Source organism: Paraburkholderia sp. HP33-1, from assembly GCF_021390595.1.
Lineage (GTDB): Bacteria > Pseudomonadota > Gammaproteobacteria > Burkholderiales > Burkholderiaceae > Paraburkholderia.
On sequence record NZ_JAJEJR010000002.1, the window covers coordinates 780,379 to 795,529 of the forward strand.

At 61.9% G+C, this 15,151-nt stretch carries 10 protein-coding genes; 3 read left to right on the forward strand and 7 right to left on the reverse strand.

Annotated features, from left to right (window positions below; all coding sequences use genetic code 11):
- Positions 1–328: 328 nt before the first annotated feature.
- The 7 genes from L0U81_RS19570 to tssK all read right to left on the reverse strand — a co-directional run bounded on the left by L0U81_RS19570 (position 329) and on the right by tssK (position 9,991).
- Entirely contained in the window at positions 329–1,591 is a 1,263-nt protein-coding gene (locus L0U81_RS19570) for a cation:proton antiporter (protein ID WP_233805169.1), read from the reverse strand.
- Positions 1,592–2,233: 642 nt separating this feature from the next.
- The gene (tssE, locus tag L0U81_RS19575; RefSeq protein ID WP_233805170.1) at positions 2,234–2,659 is read right to left on the reverse strand and encodes a type VI secretion system baseplate subunit TssE; all 426 of its coding nucleotides are present in this window, start codon (positions 2,657–2,659) and stop codon (positions 2,234–2,236) included.
- 14 nt (positions 2,660–2,673) lie between these two features.
- Positions 2,674–5,385, reverse strand: a complete 2,712-nt coding sequence (gene tssH, locus L0U81_RS19580; protein ID WP_233805171.1) for a type VI secretion system ATPase TssH — start codon at positions 5,383–5,385, stop codon at positions 2,674–2,676.
- Between the two features lie 145 nt (positions 5,386–5,530).
- Positions 5,531–6,016: an Hcp family type VI secretion system effector gene (locus tag L0U81_RS19585; protein ID WP_233805172.1), complete on the reverse strand. Its 486-nt coding sequence runs from the start codon at positions 6,014–6,016 to the stop codon at positions 5,531–5,533.
- Positions 6,017–6,168: 152 nt separating this feature from the next.
- On the reverse strand, positions 6,169–7,914 hold the full coding sequence (locus L0U81_RS19590; RefSeq protein WP_233805173.1) for an OmpA family protein: 1,746 nt from the start codon (positions 7,912–7,914) through the stop codon (positions 6,169–6,171).
- 2 nt (positions 7,915–7,916) lie between these two features.
- On the reverse strand, positions 7,917–8,642 hold the full coding sequence (locus tag L0U81_RS19595; protein ID WP_233805174.1) for a DotU family type IV/VI secretion system protein: 726 nt from the start codon (positions 8,640–8,642) through the stop codon (positions 7,917–7,919).
- Entirely contained in the window at positions 8,639–9,991 is a 1,353-nt protein-coding gene (tssK, locus tag L0U81_RS19600) for a type VI secretion system baseplate subunit TssK (protein ID WP_233805175.1), read from the reverse strand. The genes L0U81_RS19595 and tssK overlap by 4 nt, the downstream gene beginning before the upstream one ends.
- Before the next feature lie 576 nt (positions 9,992–10,567).
- Between tssK and tssB the strand changes: the two genes are divergently transcribed.
- The 3 genes from tssB (at position 10,568) to L0U81_RS19615 (ending at position 15,146) form a co-directional block, all read left to right on the forward strand.
- A complete protein-coding gene (gene tssB, locus L0U81_RS19605; protein ID WP_233805176.1) occupies positions 10,568–11,080 on the forward strand; it encodes a type VI secretion system contractile sheath small subunit in 513 nt (170 codons plus the stop codon).
- 73 nt (positions 11,081–11,153) lie between these two features.
- Positions 11,154–12,710: a type VI secretion system contractile sheath large subunit gene (gene tssC / locus L0U81_RS19610; protein ID WP_233805177.1), complete on the forward strand. Its 1,557-nt coding sequence runs from the start codon at positions 11,154–11,156 to the stop codon at positions 12,708–12,710.
- A 96-nt stretch (positions 12,711–12,806) separates the two neighbouring features.
- Positions 12,807–15,146: a type VI secretion system Vgr family protein gene (locus L0U81_RS19615; protein ID WP_233805178.1), complete on the forward strand. Its 2,340-nt coding sequence runs from the start codon at positions 12,807–12,809 to the stop codon at positions 15,144–15,146.
- The last annotated feature ends 5 nt before the right edge of the window (positions 15,147–15,151 follow it).

Genomic DNA, 15,151 nt, shown 5'->3' on the forward strand with positions numbered 1-15,151 from the left:
CCTTCGGACGCCTGAATCGACAGGATGACAAACCGCGCCTGCCAGGTATGTGGGAGAACCGGCATTGACGGCCAAATGCCCGGTGCCGCGGCGCAAACCGTGGCGGGCGCTGTTTAGAAAGCGCTTAAATCCGGTGGTATCGACGCGCAAACTGCTCGTACGTCGTTCCCGCGCCTTTGCCGATTCGTGTGTTTGCCTTCATCGCACCCGTCTCGGACTGTGTTCAGGATTTTCCCACCAAGTTCGGCGACCATGCACGGGCTCGCCGCGCCTGGTCCGTTTGCGTTGGCGATCCTGCTGCCGATCGGCGCAAGTCTCCACTTTACGATCACCCCGAATTTCGTGCAGACGATGAGCCCGAGACATAGAGCCGGCGGATCAGCGGGCCTAGAGTCGTCGCCTGAATCAGCAGGCTGAACACGACGACCAGATAGGTGACGCCGATAAACATTTCGCGTCCAGGAAACTCCGGCAGCGACAGCGCGAGCGCGATCGAGATGCCGCCGCGCAGCCCGCCCCATGTCAGCACGACAGCCGAATGCGGGTTGAGTCGCCGGAAATTCTGCAACGCGAGCAGCGGAATCGCGACGCTGACGCCGCGTGCGAGCAGCACGACCGGAATTGTCGCGAGCCCGAGCCAGACGATCTCGACGCGCAGCGACAGCGCGATGATCTCGAGCCCGATCAGCCCGAACAGCACGAGATTGAGCAGCTCGTCGAGCAGGTCCCAGAAGTTGAACAGATGCTCACGCGTCTTTTCCGACATCGACGTCGACGCGCCGTGATTGCCGATTACGAGCCCCATGACCACAACTGCGAGCGGCCCCGACACGTGCAGCGCTTCGACCAGACTATAGCCACCCGTCGCGAGCGCGAGCGTAATCAGGATCTCGACCGGATAGCTGTCGATACCCCGCAGCAGAAGCGACGCGCCAAAGCCGAGCGCCGCGCCCAGCACGAGCGCGCCGGCGACTTCGCGCAGCAGATCGAACGCGATCGCGCCGGCGGAAAACTCGCTCGCACCGGTCGCGAGTCCGACCAGCGTAAGGAACGCGACGACGCCGGTGCCGTCGTTGAACAGCGATTCGCCGGTGATCGTGGTTTCGAGGCTTTCGGGCGCCCCCGCGCGCTTGAGCACGCTCAGCACCGCGATCGGATCGGTCGGCGAAATCAGCGCGCCGAACACGAGACACCACGGCAGGCTGACCGGATGGCCGAGCCATTGTGCCGCGTAGTAAACGCCGAAGCTGACCACCGCGATTGAGATCAACACGCCGATCGTTGCGAGCAACAGCACCGCGCTCCGCTGCGTGCGCATCTTCGACAGATCGACGTGCAGCGCGCCGGCGAACAGCAGCAGGCTTAGCAGGCCGTGAAACACGACGTCGGCGAAATCGATCTGCACGACGATCTTGCGCGCGGCGATTGCCATTGCCGGATAGTAGAAGCCGAGCGCTGAAATACCGACGCAAACGACGAGCCCGACCGCGGTGATGCCGAGCGTGTCGGGCAGTTTGATGAACCGATAATTGAGGACGCCGAACAGCGCGACGATGGTGAACAGCGCACCGGCAATCTGGAATACGCTCATCGTGCACGCTCCGCCGCTTCAGGACGGCTCAAACGCGCGATCACAGTGACACTGAAATAGCTCGCGCAACAAAGCACAAGAAGAGAAAACAGAAACAACTGCCACGATTGTGACATTGCGCCAGCGGGATATTTCACGGCAATTCCTTATTCAGGTTTTTTTAATTTGATAGGCAATCTGCGATCTGTAATGGCACGATCGTCGCAGCGTACTTTTTATCGAACCGTAGCCCATTTGCTTCGGATGAGGGCTACGAGCGGATGACGGCGAGCCAGGCGGGGGGCGGTTCGCCAGTGGAGCGCCAGGATGGGTAATGACAGCCATCGGACTACTGAGGCACTGGGCGAGTTCCAGTCTTTATTTTTGAGGTTGGATTTTTTATTTTTGGGATATCTCGGTTCGCAATCAATGAGACCGAAAATAGCCCCGGATATGACAATTTTTGACATCTATTGCGCTTCCTGCTTAATCGTTATAGTCGAGCCTCAATGAAAAAAGCCTCGAACGCGGGGAGCGAACGAGGCTGAAAGACAGACTCCCTGTCTGTCTGGGAATGTCGATCGGACCCGTGATCGACTTATTTCACTATAGACAGTATCCCGCGAGCAATTGTGAACAAATGTCGCAACCGCCTTGCCCAGATCATCCTCGTCCCGATATCCGTCTTTTTAAATGCAGCCGTCCCGGCGGCTCGAAATATGTCCCGAAGCGCACGAGCCCGGCCTTCTTCAAATGGCAGGTCATTTCGAAGCTGACCAGCACACCGGGGTCGTCGTCCTCAAGGATGTCGATGTCGATCGCTCGAATGCGGGGTTCGTATTTCAGCAGCGTCGCTTCCATCTGCTGCTTCAGCGCGTGTGCCGACGACGGCAGAGCCTTGTAGATGTTCGTCATGTCCGGCAGGCCATAGTCGGGCAGGTGCTTCAACGCACCCGCGCGCGTGTTCAGAATGCGTTGCACGTTCCGCTGCACGCTCAGGCATTCGAGCGTGCGGTCGTCGTACGCGTCGAGCGGCTCGCCGCCAATCTGGCCGAGCAGCATGTCGTAGAGGGACGGTCCCGCCGGCATCGCATGGTGCTCCGTCAGGCGATCGCCGTGTGTTCAGCAACGGCTTCCTCGCGATCGACGAAATCGATCGTCAGATTGCCTTCGGGCGAACTGGTCAGCAGGATCTTCGCGGGCGCGATTGCGCTCGCCATGCGCGCGAGCAGTTCGCGCGACACCGTCGGCAGAATGCGCTGATTCAGGAATGCATCGACATTGCGGGCGCCCGATTCGCGCGCGAGACACAGCTCGGCCATCACATCGATCAGCGATTCGTCGCAGCTCAGTTCGACGTTGTGCTGGCGGCGCAGACGCTGCGCGACTTTCGCAAGCTTCAGGCGCACGATAGAGGCGAGCGCGCTCGTATCGAGCGGCCGGTACACGAGCGTCTGGAAGCGCGCGAGCAGCGCGGGCTGGAAGTGCGCGACGAGCTGTGGATGAATCGCGTCGAGTAGTTCGCTATGCGGGATCGCGGGATTGTCCGCGGTCGTTTCGTCAATCAGCGCGCTGCCGAGATTGGACGTCATCAGGATCACGCAGTTGCGAAAGTCGATCTCGCGCCCCTCACCGTCGCGCATCATGCCGCGATCGAACACCTGGTAGAACATGTCGAGCACATCGCGATGCGCTTTTTCTATTTCGTCGAGCAGCACCACGCTATACGGACGCTGCCGCACCGCCTCGGTCAGAATACCGCCGCGTCCATAGCCGACGTAGCCGGGCGGTGAGCCCTTCAACTGCGAGACCGTGTGCGATTCCTGGTACTCCGACATGTTGATCGTAGTGAGCGCGGCCTCGCCTCCGAACAGCAGGTCGGCGAGCGCGAGCGCAGTTTCGGTTTTGCCGACGCCGGATGGCCCCGCGAGCAAAAACACGCCGAGCGGCGCATGTTCATTCTTGAGCCCAGCTTTGGCGATGCGCAGGCTTTCGCATAGCGCGGCGAGCGCATCGTCCTGCGCGACGACGCGCGCCGCGAGCTGCGTTTCCAGCGTCAACAGTCTCCGCAGTTCGTCTTCGACGAGGCTGCCGACCGGCACGCCGGTCCATTCGGCAACGACGCGCGCGATCGCCTGGGCGTCGACGTCGGCGAAGACTAGTGGGGCTTTGCCTTGCGCTGTCGAGAGCGCGTGACGTGCATGCGCAAACGTGGCGGCGTCGCGCGACGCGGAGTCGCTGTCCCGTTGCCGGTGCAGCGTTTGGACGAGTTCGAGTTCCCGGTCGTAGCGTGTCTGCAGCTCCGCGAGTTCGGTCTGCGCCTTCGCGAGCGCGATGTCCAGCACATCGCGGCGTGCTTCGACTTTGTCGATGCCGGCGCGTTGGTCGTCTTCGAGCGTCGCGTGTTCGAGCTCCAGCGCCGCGACCGCGGCGTGCGCGCGTTGCAGTTCGGCCGGGGGAGTTTCGAGCCCCATGCGCACGCGAGCGGCGGCGGTGTCGATCAGATCGACGGCCTTGTCCGGCAACTGGCGCGCCGGAATGTAGCGACGCGACAGCTTGACCGCGGCGACTAGCGCTTCGTCGCGAATGTGCACGTGATGGTATTGGGCGTAGCGGCTCTTCAGGCCGCGCAGCATCAAAACGGCCGCCTCGTCGTCGGGCTCGTCGACCTTGATCATCTGGAAGCGGCGTTCCAGCGCGGCGTCGCGCTCGAAAAATTCCTTGTATTCGGACCACGTGGTCGCCGCGATCGTGCGCAATTCGCCGCGAGCGAGCGCGGGCTTGAGCAGGTTCGCGGCGTCCGCACCGCCCGCCGCGTTGCCGGCGCCGATCAGCGTGTGCGCTTCGTCGATGAAGAGCAGGATCGGCAGCGCAGACGCCTGCACCTCGTCGATCACGTTCTTCAGGCGTTGCTCGAATTCGCCTTTCACGCCCGCGCCCGCTTGCAGCAGGCCGAGATCGAGCGTGAGAACGCACGCGTCGCGAATCACGTTCGGCACGCTGCCTTCGGCGACGCGCAACGCGAGCCCTTCGACGAGCGCGGTCTTGCCGACACCCGGTTCGCCAACGAGGATCGGATTGTTCTTGCGGCGGCGCGCGAGCACATCGACCATCTGCTGGATCTCGCGATCGCGCCCGAACACCGGATCGATTTCGCCGCGACGCGCCTTGTTGGTCAGGTTGATCGCGAAGCGGGCGAGGGCGTCGGCGCTTGCGGGTGTAGCTTGCCTGGTCGGGGAAACGCCGTTCGCCGCCGGGGCGCTCGCGGTACGTTGCGGCGTGTCGGACTCCTGTTCGTCGCCTTCGCTGTCACTTTCACTTTCGCACGACCGATGCGCAATTCGCGGCAGCAGCCGCTCGATCTGCGCGCTGCTGATGGAAAACAGCGGCCACGCGTTATGCGCCCGCAGCACATACGGCGTGTCGGCGATCGCTTGCAGCAGATTGCCCGAGCGGATTTGCGCATCGTCATCCTCTGATGAGGCGTGACGCCATGCATCCCCAAGCAAAGCCGCGAGTTGCGGCGACAGGGCCGGCTTGCCCCGCAGGTTGCGAGGCAGATGATCGATCGCGCCGAGCAACGCATCCCAGAGCGTGTCGATATCGATTGTGTAATGGCGAAGGATGGCGGGGATGTCGCCGTCGCCGGCTTCGATCAGCTTCAGCAACCAGTGCTCGACCGTGATCTCGTCAGCCAGCCGCGTCTGGCAGAGACTCGCGGCCGCTTCGAGTGCCTGCGCGCAGTGGGGGTTGAGTCGTCGCAGCAGGTGAGTGGTGTCCCAAAGAACATTCCTTCGGTCGTCGCGCAGGGTCATGTCGGCAGTCCGGTCACGGATGGAGGCGCGAGTGCGCTGTGCACTCGCCAATCAGAAAGGACCAGTCCGCCATGCGGACTGGTAAACACGCGTCTATACGTCTCACGAGACCGGCGGCGCGCCGGTCCCGCTTACCACGCGGAAATCAGGAACGCTCGTTCCAGGTGTCCTTGTGGATGATGTTGCCGTCCTTGTACGACCATGTGACCGTTTCGTAGCGCAGTTCGACTTCTTCGATGTGGTTGTGCTTCTCGTAGTCGGGGTTCTTGATGTCGAACATCTTCGGTTTGACCGCGACGATCTTCACGTTGTCCAGCTTCGTGTTGAAGTACTCCTTTTCCTTGCCGGCGTCGTCGATCTTGTACCACTTGATCTCGACCGACTTCAGCGTCTGACCGCTCGTCACCGCTTTGTACAGATAGGGCGTCGACGCGTCGGTTTCCTTCGTCAGCGTGATCGGCTTGTGCACGCGCGTGCCGGTGAGCTTGCCGGTGTTGCCGTCGGTCGGGATGTGCACGCCGTGATCGAACGCGACGAGCTCGACGCTGCCTTCACGGCCTTGCACCGTCACCGAACCCTTGATGTCGGCGCCGCCATCGTCCTTGAGCCACATGTAGGCCGGAATTGCCATACTTTCTACTCCCTAATGTTTCTACTGCTACGACAACCGCCCGGAGCAGCCCCCCGAGCTTCTGGATCCCGAAGCGCGATGCTTCGGGGGCTAATGATTGTGTTTTGCGCCTTTGGGTGCGGCATGCGAAGCGTGACGCTGACGAGATTTCTTTACTGGGTTACCGGCGCGTCCGGCACGAGCGTGATTTCCACGCGCCGGTTCTTTGTGCGTCCGTCATCCGTATCGTTGCTCGCGATCGGCCGTGTTTCGCCATAGCCCTGAATGGCAAACTGCGTCGCTGCGATTCCCGACGCGTCGATCAGCCAGCCGCGCACGGCTTCCGCTCGAGCCGTGGACAACTTCAGATTGCTCTGCGGATTGCCGACGTTGTCGGTGTGCCCTGCAACCAGAATCCGTTTGTCGGGATGCGCCTTGATCATTTCGAGCGCCCCGATCATCGCGCGCGTCGAGTCGGGCTTCAGTTGCGCGCGCCCACTATCGAATAGCGACATGCTGTCAAGCGTGACGACCGCCGGTGGCGGAGGAGGTGGCACGTACGACGCGATCGCGGTGTCGAGCGCCGGCAGCAGCTGCGCGCCGCGATACATGCCGAACGATAGTCGCAGTGGCACGCCTATGCGTGTGTAACGGTCGAGCTGATCACGATCGGCGACGAGCGCGCGCAGCGCGTCGCGTTTCGCGTTGTCGTGCGCGACCGGCATCATCGAATAGCGGCCGAGGTCGGCGCCGATGCGATCCAGCAGCGCTTCGTTGTTTTGCGCGGTGGACCAGAACACGGCGGCGGCCGTGCAGGCTAACAGCGCAAGCGCATGCGCGCAGGCCGCGCGGCGCGGCGACATCCAGTAACGCCGCGGTGTCGCTTCGATCAGCGCTTGCGGCAACGGCCACGGCAGAGGCGACGCGCTGACGGCGGCGCGGGTCACGCAGGTTTGCATCTGCACGTCGCGGTCCCACGGATTGGCGGACCCACTAGCCAGACCGCAATCGATCCACCCCGCGCCGAACAATGCCCACGGCGTGGCGGGGTGCTGGCGGTCAGTCAAGGTGCCGATCACGACGCGGTGCGTCCAGCCGACGAGCGACGCAAGCGCTGCCGCGCGTGCCGCGCTGGTGGTATCCGCTGAGTTGGCGGCCTTGCCGGTCGCGCGCTGAACCTCGGCTTCGGCCGCCTGGATCACGGGTTCGAACCGCTCGGCATCGACGATGCGCGTCGCCGACGACACCCCGTACCAGGCCGGCACCGACAGACTGGGCGGGCTCGTGGTCAAGCGCTCATAGACCGCGACGTAGCCGGGCAGCCGCGTGCCGAGCGTGCGAGCCGCATCGGCGACGCAGTGGCGCACGACGCGCAGCTTCTGCGCGAGCATGTCCGCACCGTCATGCAGCGCGGGCGCGACCGACAACACGACGCCATCGGGCGCCCGCCCGTCGCGCCACTGCCTGAGCGCGACCGCGAGACGCGGCAACTCCTGCGGACGGTCGGCGCGCAACCAGATCGCGCCGTCGCCGACGTGTGCGAAGCGTTCCTCATCGTTGCGATCGAACAGAGCCGGTAACCCATCGCCGATGACGAGCATGAGCGGCATGCGCGTGCGCAGCCCCGCCGGAATTCCGACGGTCGCGGCACCCAGCGCGGCCAACACCTGCGCGCTTTGTTCTCGCGCGCGGGACAGCCAGACTGTGCGCCATACGACAAGCCCGCTCACGAGCAAGGCGACGAGCGCCGTCAGTGCCCATCCAGCGTCGTGTCCGGCCGGCAGCACGAACCAGATCACCGCGAGCGCCAGTACGGCCCCGAACACGAGCATCGCGCGCAATGGATAACCGAGTCCTTCGTACGAGCGGTCGGGCGCGTGCGTTGGGGGCGCGCTCAGGACGGGCAGGTCTGATTTCAAGGCTAGGTGACCTTCGTGTGCACGAGCTGTGCGAGCTGGGCGTCGAGCGCGGTCGACCAGACCAGCCAGACGATCGCGGCGACCACGCACGCGAGCCCCGCGATCGCCCACGGCGAGAGCCGGTAGAACCAGTCAGACAGACGGCGGCCGGGGCGATCGGCGATGAAGGTGCGTGCCGCCGCCGGGCGAAGTTTTTCCAGCTGCGCATGCAACGAGGTCGTCAATGCCGAGCGCTTCGCTTCGCCGTCACGCGCATAGCGGCCGATGAAGCCGAGGCTGAGAATCGCCGCGTAGCATTCGAGCAGGTCGACGTGCGGCGACGCTTCGCGCATGCGTGCTTCGAGCCGTTCGAACACGCGCTCACCCGCTTCGTGCAGACTGAACAGCTCGACTTGCAGCGGTTTCAGTTCCCACCCTGCGCGGCTTTCGGCCGGCAGATAACGCAGCGCGATTTCATCGAGCAGCCCGCATTGCGCGATGAGCGCGTCGCGCCGCACGTCGTCGGGATAGCCGCGCCGCTGGAGTGCGTTGGAGAAGTTAGCGATGAGTAGCCCGCAACGATTGCGGAATTCGGTTGCGTTTTCCGTGTGGCCGCCTGGCGTGAGCGTCGTGACGAGCAGCGCGGTATCGCGCAGCAGATCACGAATGCCCGCGCGCGACGCGCGGCTCGCGCCGGGTGCCCCGTCGAGCAGCGCCGCTTCGTTGTGGCTTCGAGTCAGGGCGTTCATGAGCGCAGCACTGCGTAAAGTTCGAGCGACGCGTCGGGCACCGACGCCGGCAGATAGATCTGGCAAGCGCGCGCGGCGAGCATCTTCGTGTGTGCGACGTGCGCCGGATCAAGCGCGAAGTACTGGTTGTCGAGGCGCACCGGAATCGCGGCCGGCACGCGCGGCACGGCCTTGAGCGGAATGCCGAGCAGCGCCGAATTGATGATGTGTTCGACGTCGTCGGGCGCGCCGATCTTGCACAGGCGCGGGAACTGCTCGGCGAGCTCGAACGCCGGCATCGGCGCGTTGACCGACAGATACCAGTCGGCCGCGCCTTCGACGATGCGCTCGTCGAGGAACTGGCCCGCCCACGTGGTTGCGCTCTTGCGCGTGAGGCCGATCGACACGATGCGCGACGGAATGATCGCGTCGAGCAATTCGCGGATCGTGGCCTCGAGCTTCGTGAACACCTCGTCGGCGCGCGCGTGGTCGTAGGCGGGAATGTCGGTGAGCTGGGCACGCGTTGAGAACGTCATCAACGCGCTGACCAGTTGTGCGAGCGTAATGTAGAGCTGCTCGGGCGACCGGCGCGGATGTGTCGCGTAGAGCCGCAACTGCGGCCACGCCGCGTGAATGCAGTGCAAAAGCCAGAACAGCTGCACGTCGGCGACGCCATATTCGGCGACCTGTTCGAGCCGTTCGCTGCGACGCGCGCCGAGCGCGCCGCTCTTCGCCTGCAGGATCTCGGCGAGACGATTGATGCGCTCGAGATGCAGCGGATGGCTGCCGAGCGTCAGGCACGGCGGCACGAAGCGGTGATCGATTTGAAACTGGCCGCTCGTCGTGCGCGTGAGCCGCGCGATGGCGCAGACCGTGTCGTCGGCATGCGATTCGAAATCGAACCGCAGACGCAGCGCGTGGCGTTCGGACGCGATCTCGGTTTCGCTGCCGCCGTTCAGATCGATGACCTTGACGAACTCGCGATACGCGCGGCGCGGACGCGCTAGCGACGTTTCATCGAACCGGCAGTTGTTGCCGTTCGCATCGGGCAAGGCGAGCGCCGCGAGCACGACGACGCTTTGCAGATCGGCGGGCACGCCTTGCGTCAGATCGCGTGCAGCGGGCAGCGCGTCGGCGAGCGTCGTGTCGATCGGCGTGCCGTCCGCAAAGCGCAGCCTGAGCCGTGTGAGCTTCAGACGGCCCGTCGCCAATGCTTCTTCGTCGATCTCGACGCCGAGCGTGCCCCACGGCTCGGCGAGCGCGGACGTGGCGAACTGCTGCAGCGCGAATCCCGCCCATCGTTCCTGCTGCTGGAAGTGCTGCTGCGTGAGGATGAGGCCCTCATGCCAGAGCGGTTTGTCGATCCGCATAGATGTTTTGGTCTATCGCTTGTTGTTCGGTTAATCCGGACTGCCCGGGATTCCGGCGTCCATGTGCTTTATTCGGCAATCGTACACGCTTATTTATATCAAAATAGAAATATGACGGAAAATAAGAATTGGTGTTTTTGATATGTCGGATAAATTTACCCGGTAGAGGCGAAACATAATTCGAGATGGTGTTAAATATATGCGCGACAATTTAACGAATATTGATAAATGTTAAATTGCGGCGGATCCTGAAAAGCTGCGATGGAAAGGGGTTTTCGGCTGATCTGACAATGGGACGATTCCGAAACCGGATTTTTTAACTATTGTTCACATTGTGGCGATTTTAGATACTGGCAATAAGCTTTGACGTCGCGCCAATAAACCTGCTTTAATATCCACTGCATTAAGGATCCACACGAATCGAGGCCGCGCAATGCGGTATCGTCGTCGCAATTTAGTCGTGAGTCGCGTTTATCCGTTTAAGTGAACTCGCGGGTGTGCTCGCATACGGAATCACCGCATCGCAACGGGCGAGATCTGCGGGGTATCTCGAATCTGCTTACATAAGGGGAACGAATGGACAGCTTTCAGCGCGAAATTCCGAAGAGTCGCGTTTCAATCACGTTGGACCTGCACACGGGCGGCGCCCAGAAGAAGGTCGAGCTGCCTCTGAAGCTGCTGGTCGCAGGCGATTTCAGCGCGGGCCGCGAGCAGGCGCCGCTGGCGGAGCGCAGGAAGGTCAATATCGACAAGAACAATTTCGATGCGGTGCTCGCCGACTACGCGCCGGACCTGAAGATCGCGGCCGAGAACACGCTCGCCGACGACGGTTCGGAACTGCCGGTCAAGCTCGCATTCCGCTCGATGAAAGATTTCGAGCCGGAGCAGGTGGCGCACCAGATTCCCGAACTGCAGGCGTTGCTGGCGATGCGCAATCTGCTGCGCGACCTGAAGTCGAATCTGCTCGACAACGGCACGTTCCGTCGCGAGTTCGAAAAGGTCCTGAAGGACAAGCGGCTGTCGGAGAAGCTGCGCGGCGAGCTCGCGCAGATCGCGACGGCCGCGACCCAGCCGGAAGGCCATGCCTGAGCGGGGACCGGCGAAGAAAGCCTTCACCGCCTTCCGTAACTACATCGCTGCAAAAACGCAGACAGGACTACAGATGGAACAGAACGAATCCCGCCAGCGCGCGACAGAGACCGTCGTACTTAACGCCGCGCAGGAGGCGTCCCTCGCCGGCGACAGCGTCTATGCGTCGCTGTGCGACAAGATCAACCTGAAGCCCGTGTCGGAGGCGCGCCCGCTCGAGGCGTTCCGCGATAACGACATGCTGTCGGAGGCATCGGCCGATGAGCGCATCGCGCGCGGTATCGGCGCATTTCTCGAGCTGGTCGCGCAGTCGAGCCATCCGGTCGAGCGCCTGGACAAGTCACTGCTCGATTTCCACATCGGCCAGCTCGATCGTCAAATCAGCGGGCAGCTCGACGCGGTACTGCATACGCCCGAGTTTCAGGCGCTGGAAGGGCGCTGGCGTGGCCTGAAGATGGTGGTGTCGCGTACGGATTTCCGCAAGAACGCGCGTATCGAAGTGCTCGACGTGTCGAAGGATGCGCTGGAGCGCGACTTTGAAGATACGCCTGAGTTGATCCAGAGCGGCCTGTATCGCCTCACGTACATCGAGGAATACGACACGCCGGGCGGCCAGCCGATCAGCGCGCTGATCAGCGACTTCGAGTTCGCGAATTCGCCGCAGGACGTGGCGCTGCTGCGCAACATCTCGAAGGTCGCGGCGGCGGCGCACATGCCGTTCATCGGCTCGGTCGGCCCGGCATTCTTCGGCAAGAAGTCGATGGAAGAAGTCGCGGCGATCCAGGATATCGGCAACTACTTCGATCGCGCCGAGTACATCAAATGGAAGAGCTTCCGCGATACGGACGACGCGCGCTACGTCGGCCTGACGATGCCGCGTGTGCTCGGCCGCCTGCCGTACGGCAAGGACACGACGCCGGTGCGCGCGTTCAACTACGAGGAAGCCGTGAAGGGCCCGGACCACGACCGCTATCTGTGGGTGAACGCGTCGTTCGCGTTTGCCGCGAACATGACCCGCAGCTTCGTGAACAACGGCTGGTGTGTGCAGATCCGCGGGCCGCAGGCGGGCGGCAAGGTCGAGGACCTGCCGGTGCATCTGTACGACCTGGGCACCGGTGTGCAGCCGAAGATCCCGACCGAAGTGCTGATTCCGGAAACGCGCGAGTTCGAGTTCGCGAATCTCGGTTTCATTCCACTGTCGTTTTACAAGAACCACGACTTTGCTTGCTTCTTCTCGGCGAATTCGACGCAGAAGCCGGCGCTCTACGAGACCAAGGAAGCGACGGCCAACAGCCGTATCAACGCGCGGCTGCCGTATATCTTCCTGCTGTCGCGTATCGCGCACTACCTGAAGTTGATCCAACGCGAAAACTTCGGCACGACCAAGGATCGACGTCTGCTGGAGATCGAGCTCAACAACTGGATCAAGGGTCTCGTGACCGAGATGAAAGATCCGGGTGATGAGCTGCAGGCGTCGCATCCGTTGCGTGAAGCGAAGGTCACGGTCGAGGACATCGACGACAACCCGGGATTCTTCCGCATCAAGCTTTTCATCATTCCGCACTTCCAGGTCGAGGGCATGGACATCGGGCTGTCGCTGGTGTCGCAGATGCCGAAGGCCAAGAGCTGATCCGGGCTGATCTGACGTTTTTTCAGCATGAATCCGCCGGGGCACCGATTGGTGCCCCGGCTAGGCCGCTGTGTTCGCGTGTTGAGGAGGTTTCCGATGTCGATGGTCATGCCGCTGCAGGCTTATGAATTGAAACTGGCGCCGCACCCGGCGCCGTTCTCGATCCTGAAATTTGCTGGTATCGACAGGGTCAGCCAGCTGTACTGGTACGAGATTGAATTCACAAGCCCCGTGGCTGGAATCCCGATGGACCAGGTGATCGGGCGCCCGGCGCGGTTTGCCATCGATCCGATCGATCCGAACATGGGCAATCTTCGCAGGATGTATGGTGAGAACGCGGAGAAGTTCAGCAAGAAGCCGCATGCACACACCATCCACGGCATCATCACGAAGTTCGACGAGTGCGAGACTTCTGTCGATGAAACGCGCTACAGGGTGATCCTCGAGCCGAAACTGGCCGATCTCAACCGTGGGGTGACGAGCCGGCTGTTCCAGAAGCAGTCGGTGGAAGAGATCGTCACCGACACGCTGCGTCACTACAGTTACCGTTCCGGGGTCGACTTCGTCTTCAAGCTGCGGGGCAAATACAAACGCCACGAGTACATCACGCAGTACCACGAAACCACGTTCGCGTTCATCCAGCGTATCTGTGCGGAAGAAGGCATCTGGTTCCGGTGGGAGCAGAAGAAGGACTACGAGGTCATGGTATTCGGCGACGATCTGGATGCGTATGCGCGCAAACAGCGCGTCGTACCGTATCGTAGTGATTCCGGGCTCGAGAGTGTCGGCGCCGACTCGATCAAGACGCTGCGGCGACAAACTAAACGTGTGCCCGAGTCAGTCCGGCTGCACGACTACAACCACAGGCAGGCCGACGTGTCGCTGCTCGTCGAGGCGAATACGGCAAAGGGCGACACGACCACCAATGCCGTCGATTACCACTGGGGTGAGCACTACGAAACGCCAGAAGAGGGCAGCAACATAGCGCGCCTGCGACATGAGGCGCATCTGGCCAGTCAGATCACCTTTATCGGTACCGGCAATCCGTACTGGCTGGAAGCGGGCGAGGTCATGCAGGTTGACCCGACTCCTGTCGATGCGAAGCATGGCATCTTCATTACGTCGGTGCGCTCACATGGTGCGCGCAGCAAATCGTATCGGGTGACGTTCGAGGGGATTCCGTCGGACCGGGTCTGGCGGACCTCTATGGATACGATCGAGCGACCCGCTATTACTGGCATCCTGCCGGCGCGTATCACGTCGCCCGGGAATTACAAATATGCCTACCTGACCGAAGAAGGCTGGTATGTGATCAAGCTGCCATTCGATCTGGACGAGTGGAGTCCGGGTGGGACGAGTCGGCCCGTGCGGCTCGCCAAGCCGTACAGCGGTGACAGTTATGGCCACCACTTTCCGCTGATCGATTCCGCAGAAGTTGCGCTCGAATTTACCGCAGGGGATCCAAACCGTCCGATCATGATCGGCGCGATGCACGACAGTCTGCACCCAGACCTCGTCAACAACCTCAACAATACGCGAAATCTCATTCGCACGGCTGCGCAGAATGAGTTGCGGATGGAGGACAAGGAGGGCATCGAGCACATCCATCTGACGACGCCGTTTCAGACCAGTGAGCTCAACCTTGGGCATATGGTTGATGGGGATCGAAAGGAAAGGGGGCGGGGTGCAGAGTTGCGATCAGACGAACACGTGGCCGTTCGTGGCGGGAGAGGCGTGCTTGTGTCAGCTGAAGTGCAACCTGCCGCGACCGGCCAGCAACTCGCGATGCAGGATGCTGACGATACATTCCGGCAATCGGAAGAAATTCTGAAGTCGCTCAACGAAAGTGCTAACGCCGCCAAGGCACTGCTGGCGGAAGTCGAAAGGCAACGGTCACTTGTCGAACAAAATTTGTCGCAGCTTGGAAAGTCCGTAGTCGTCGCGACTGCACCGGACGGCATGGGACTCGCCAGCGGCAGCGACTTTCTGCTTGCAGCGCGCAAACAACTTTTCGTTACTGCGGGCGACGGACTTGACATCGGTGTTATGAAGCGCATTGCGATCGCTGCAGGCGAAGCGCTCTCCCTTTTTGCAGCAAAGTTCGGTATCCGCATTTTTGCCGCAAAGGGGAAGGTCCAGATCCAGGCACAGGGTGACGCAATGGAACTGATGGCACTCAAGAATGTAACGATAAGCTCGTCCACCGAAGAAGTGATGATCACAGGATCAAAGGGTATCACCCTGGGTGATGGTGCGGGTGCCTACATCAAGATCGCTAACGGACGCATCGAACTGGCCAGCCCGAGTGGTCAAGTCGATGTGAAGGGCAATCTGGAAGTGAACGATCCGGCTGGTGGGAATTTTCCGTTCCCACGCTGGGTAGATTCCGCCCCGAAGGACGTGAAGAGCAATCCGGGTTTCGGTTTTTCTGAATAGGCTAT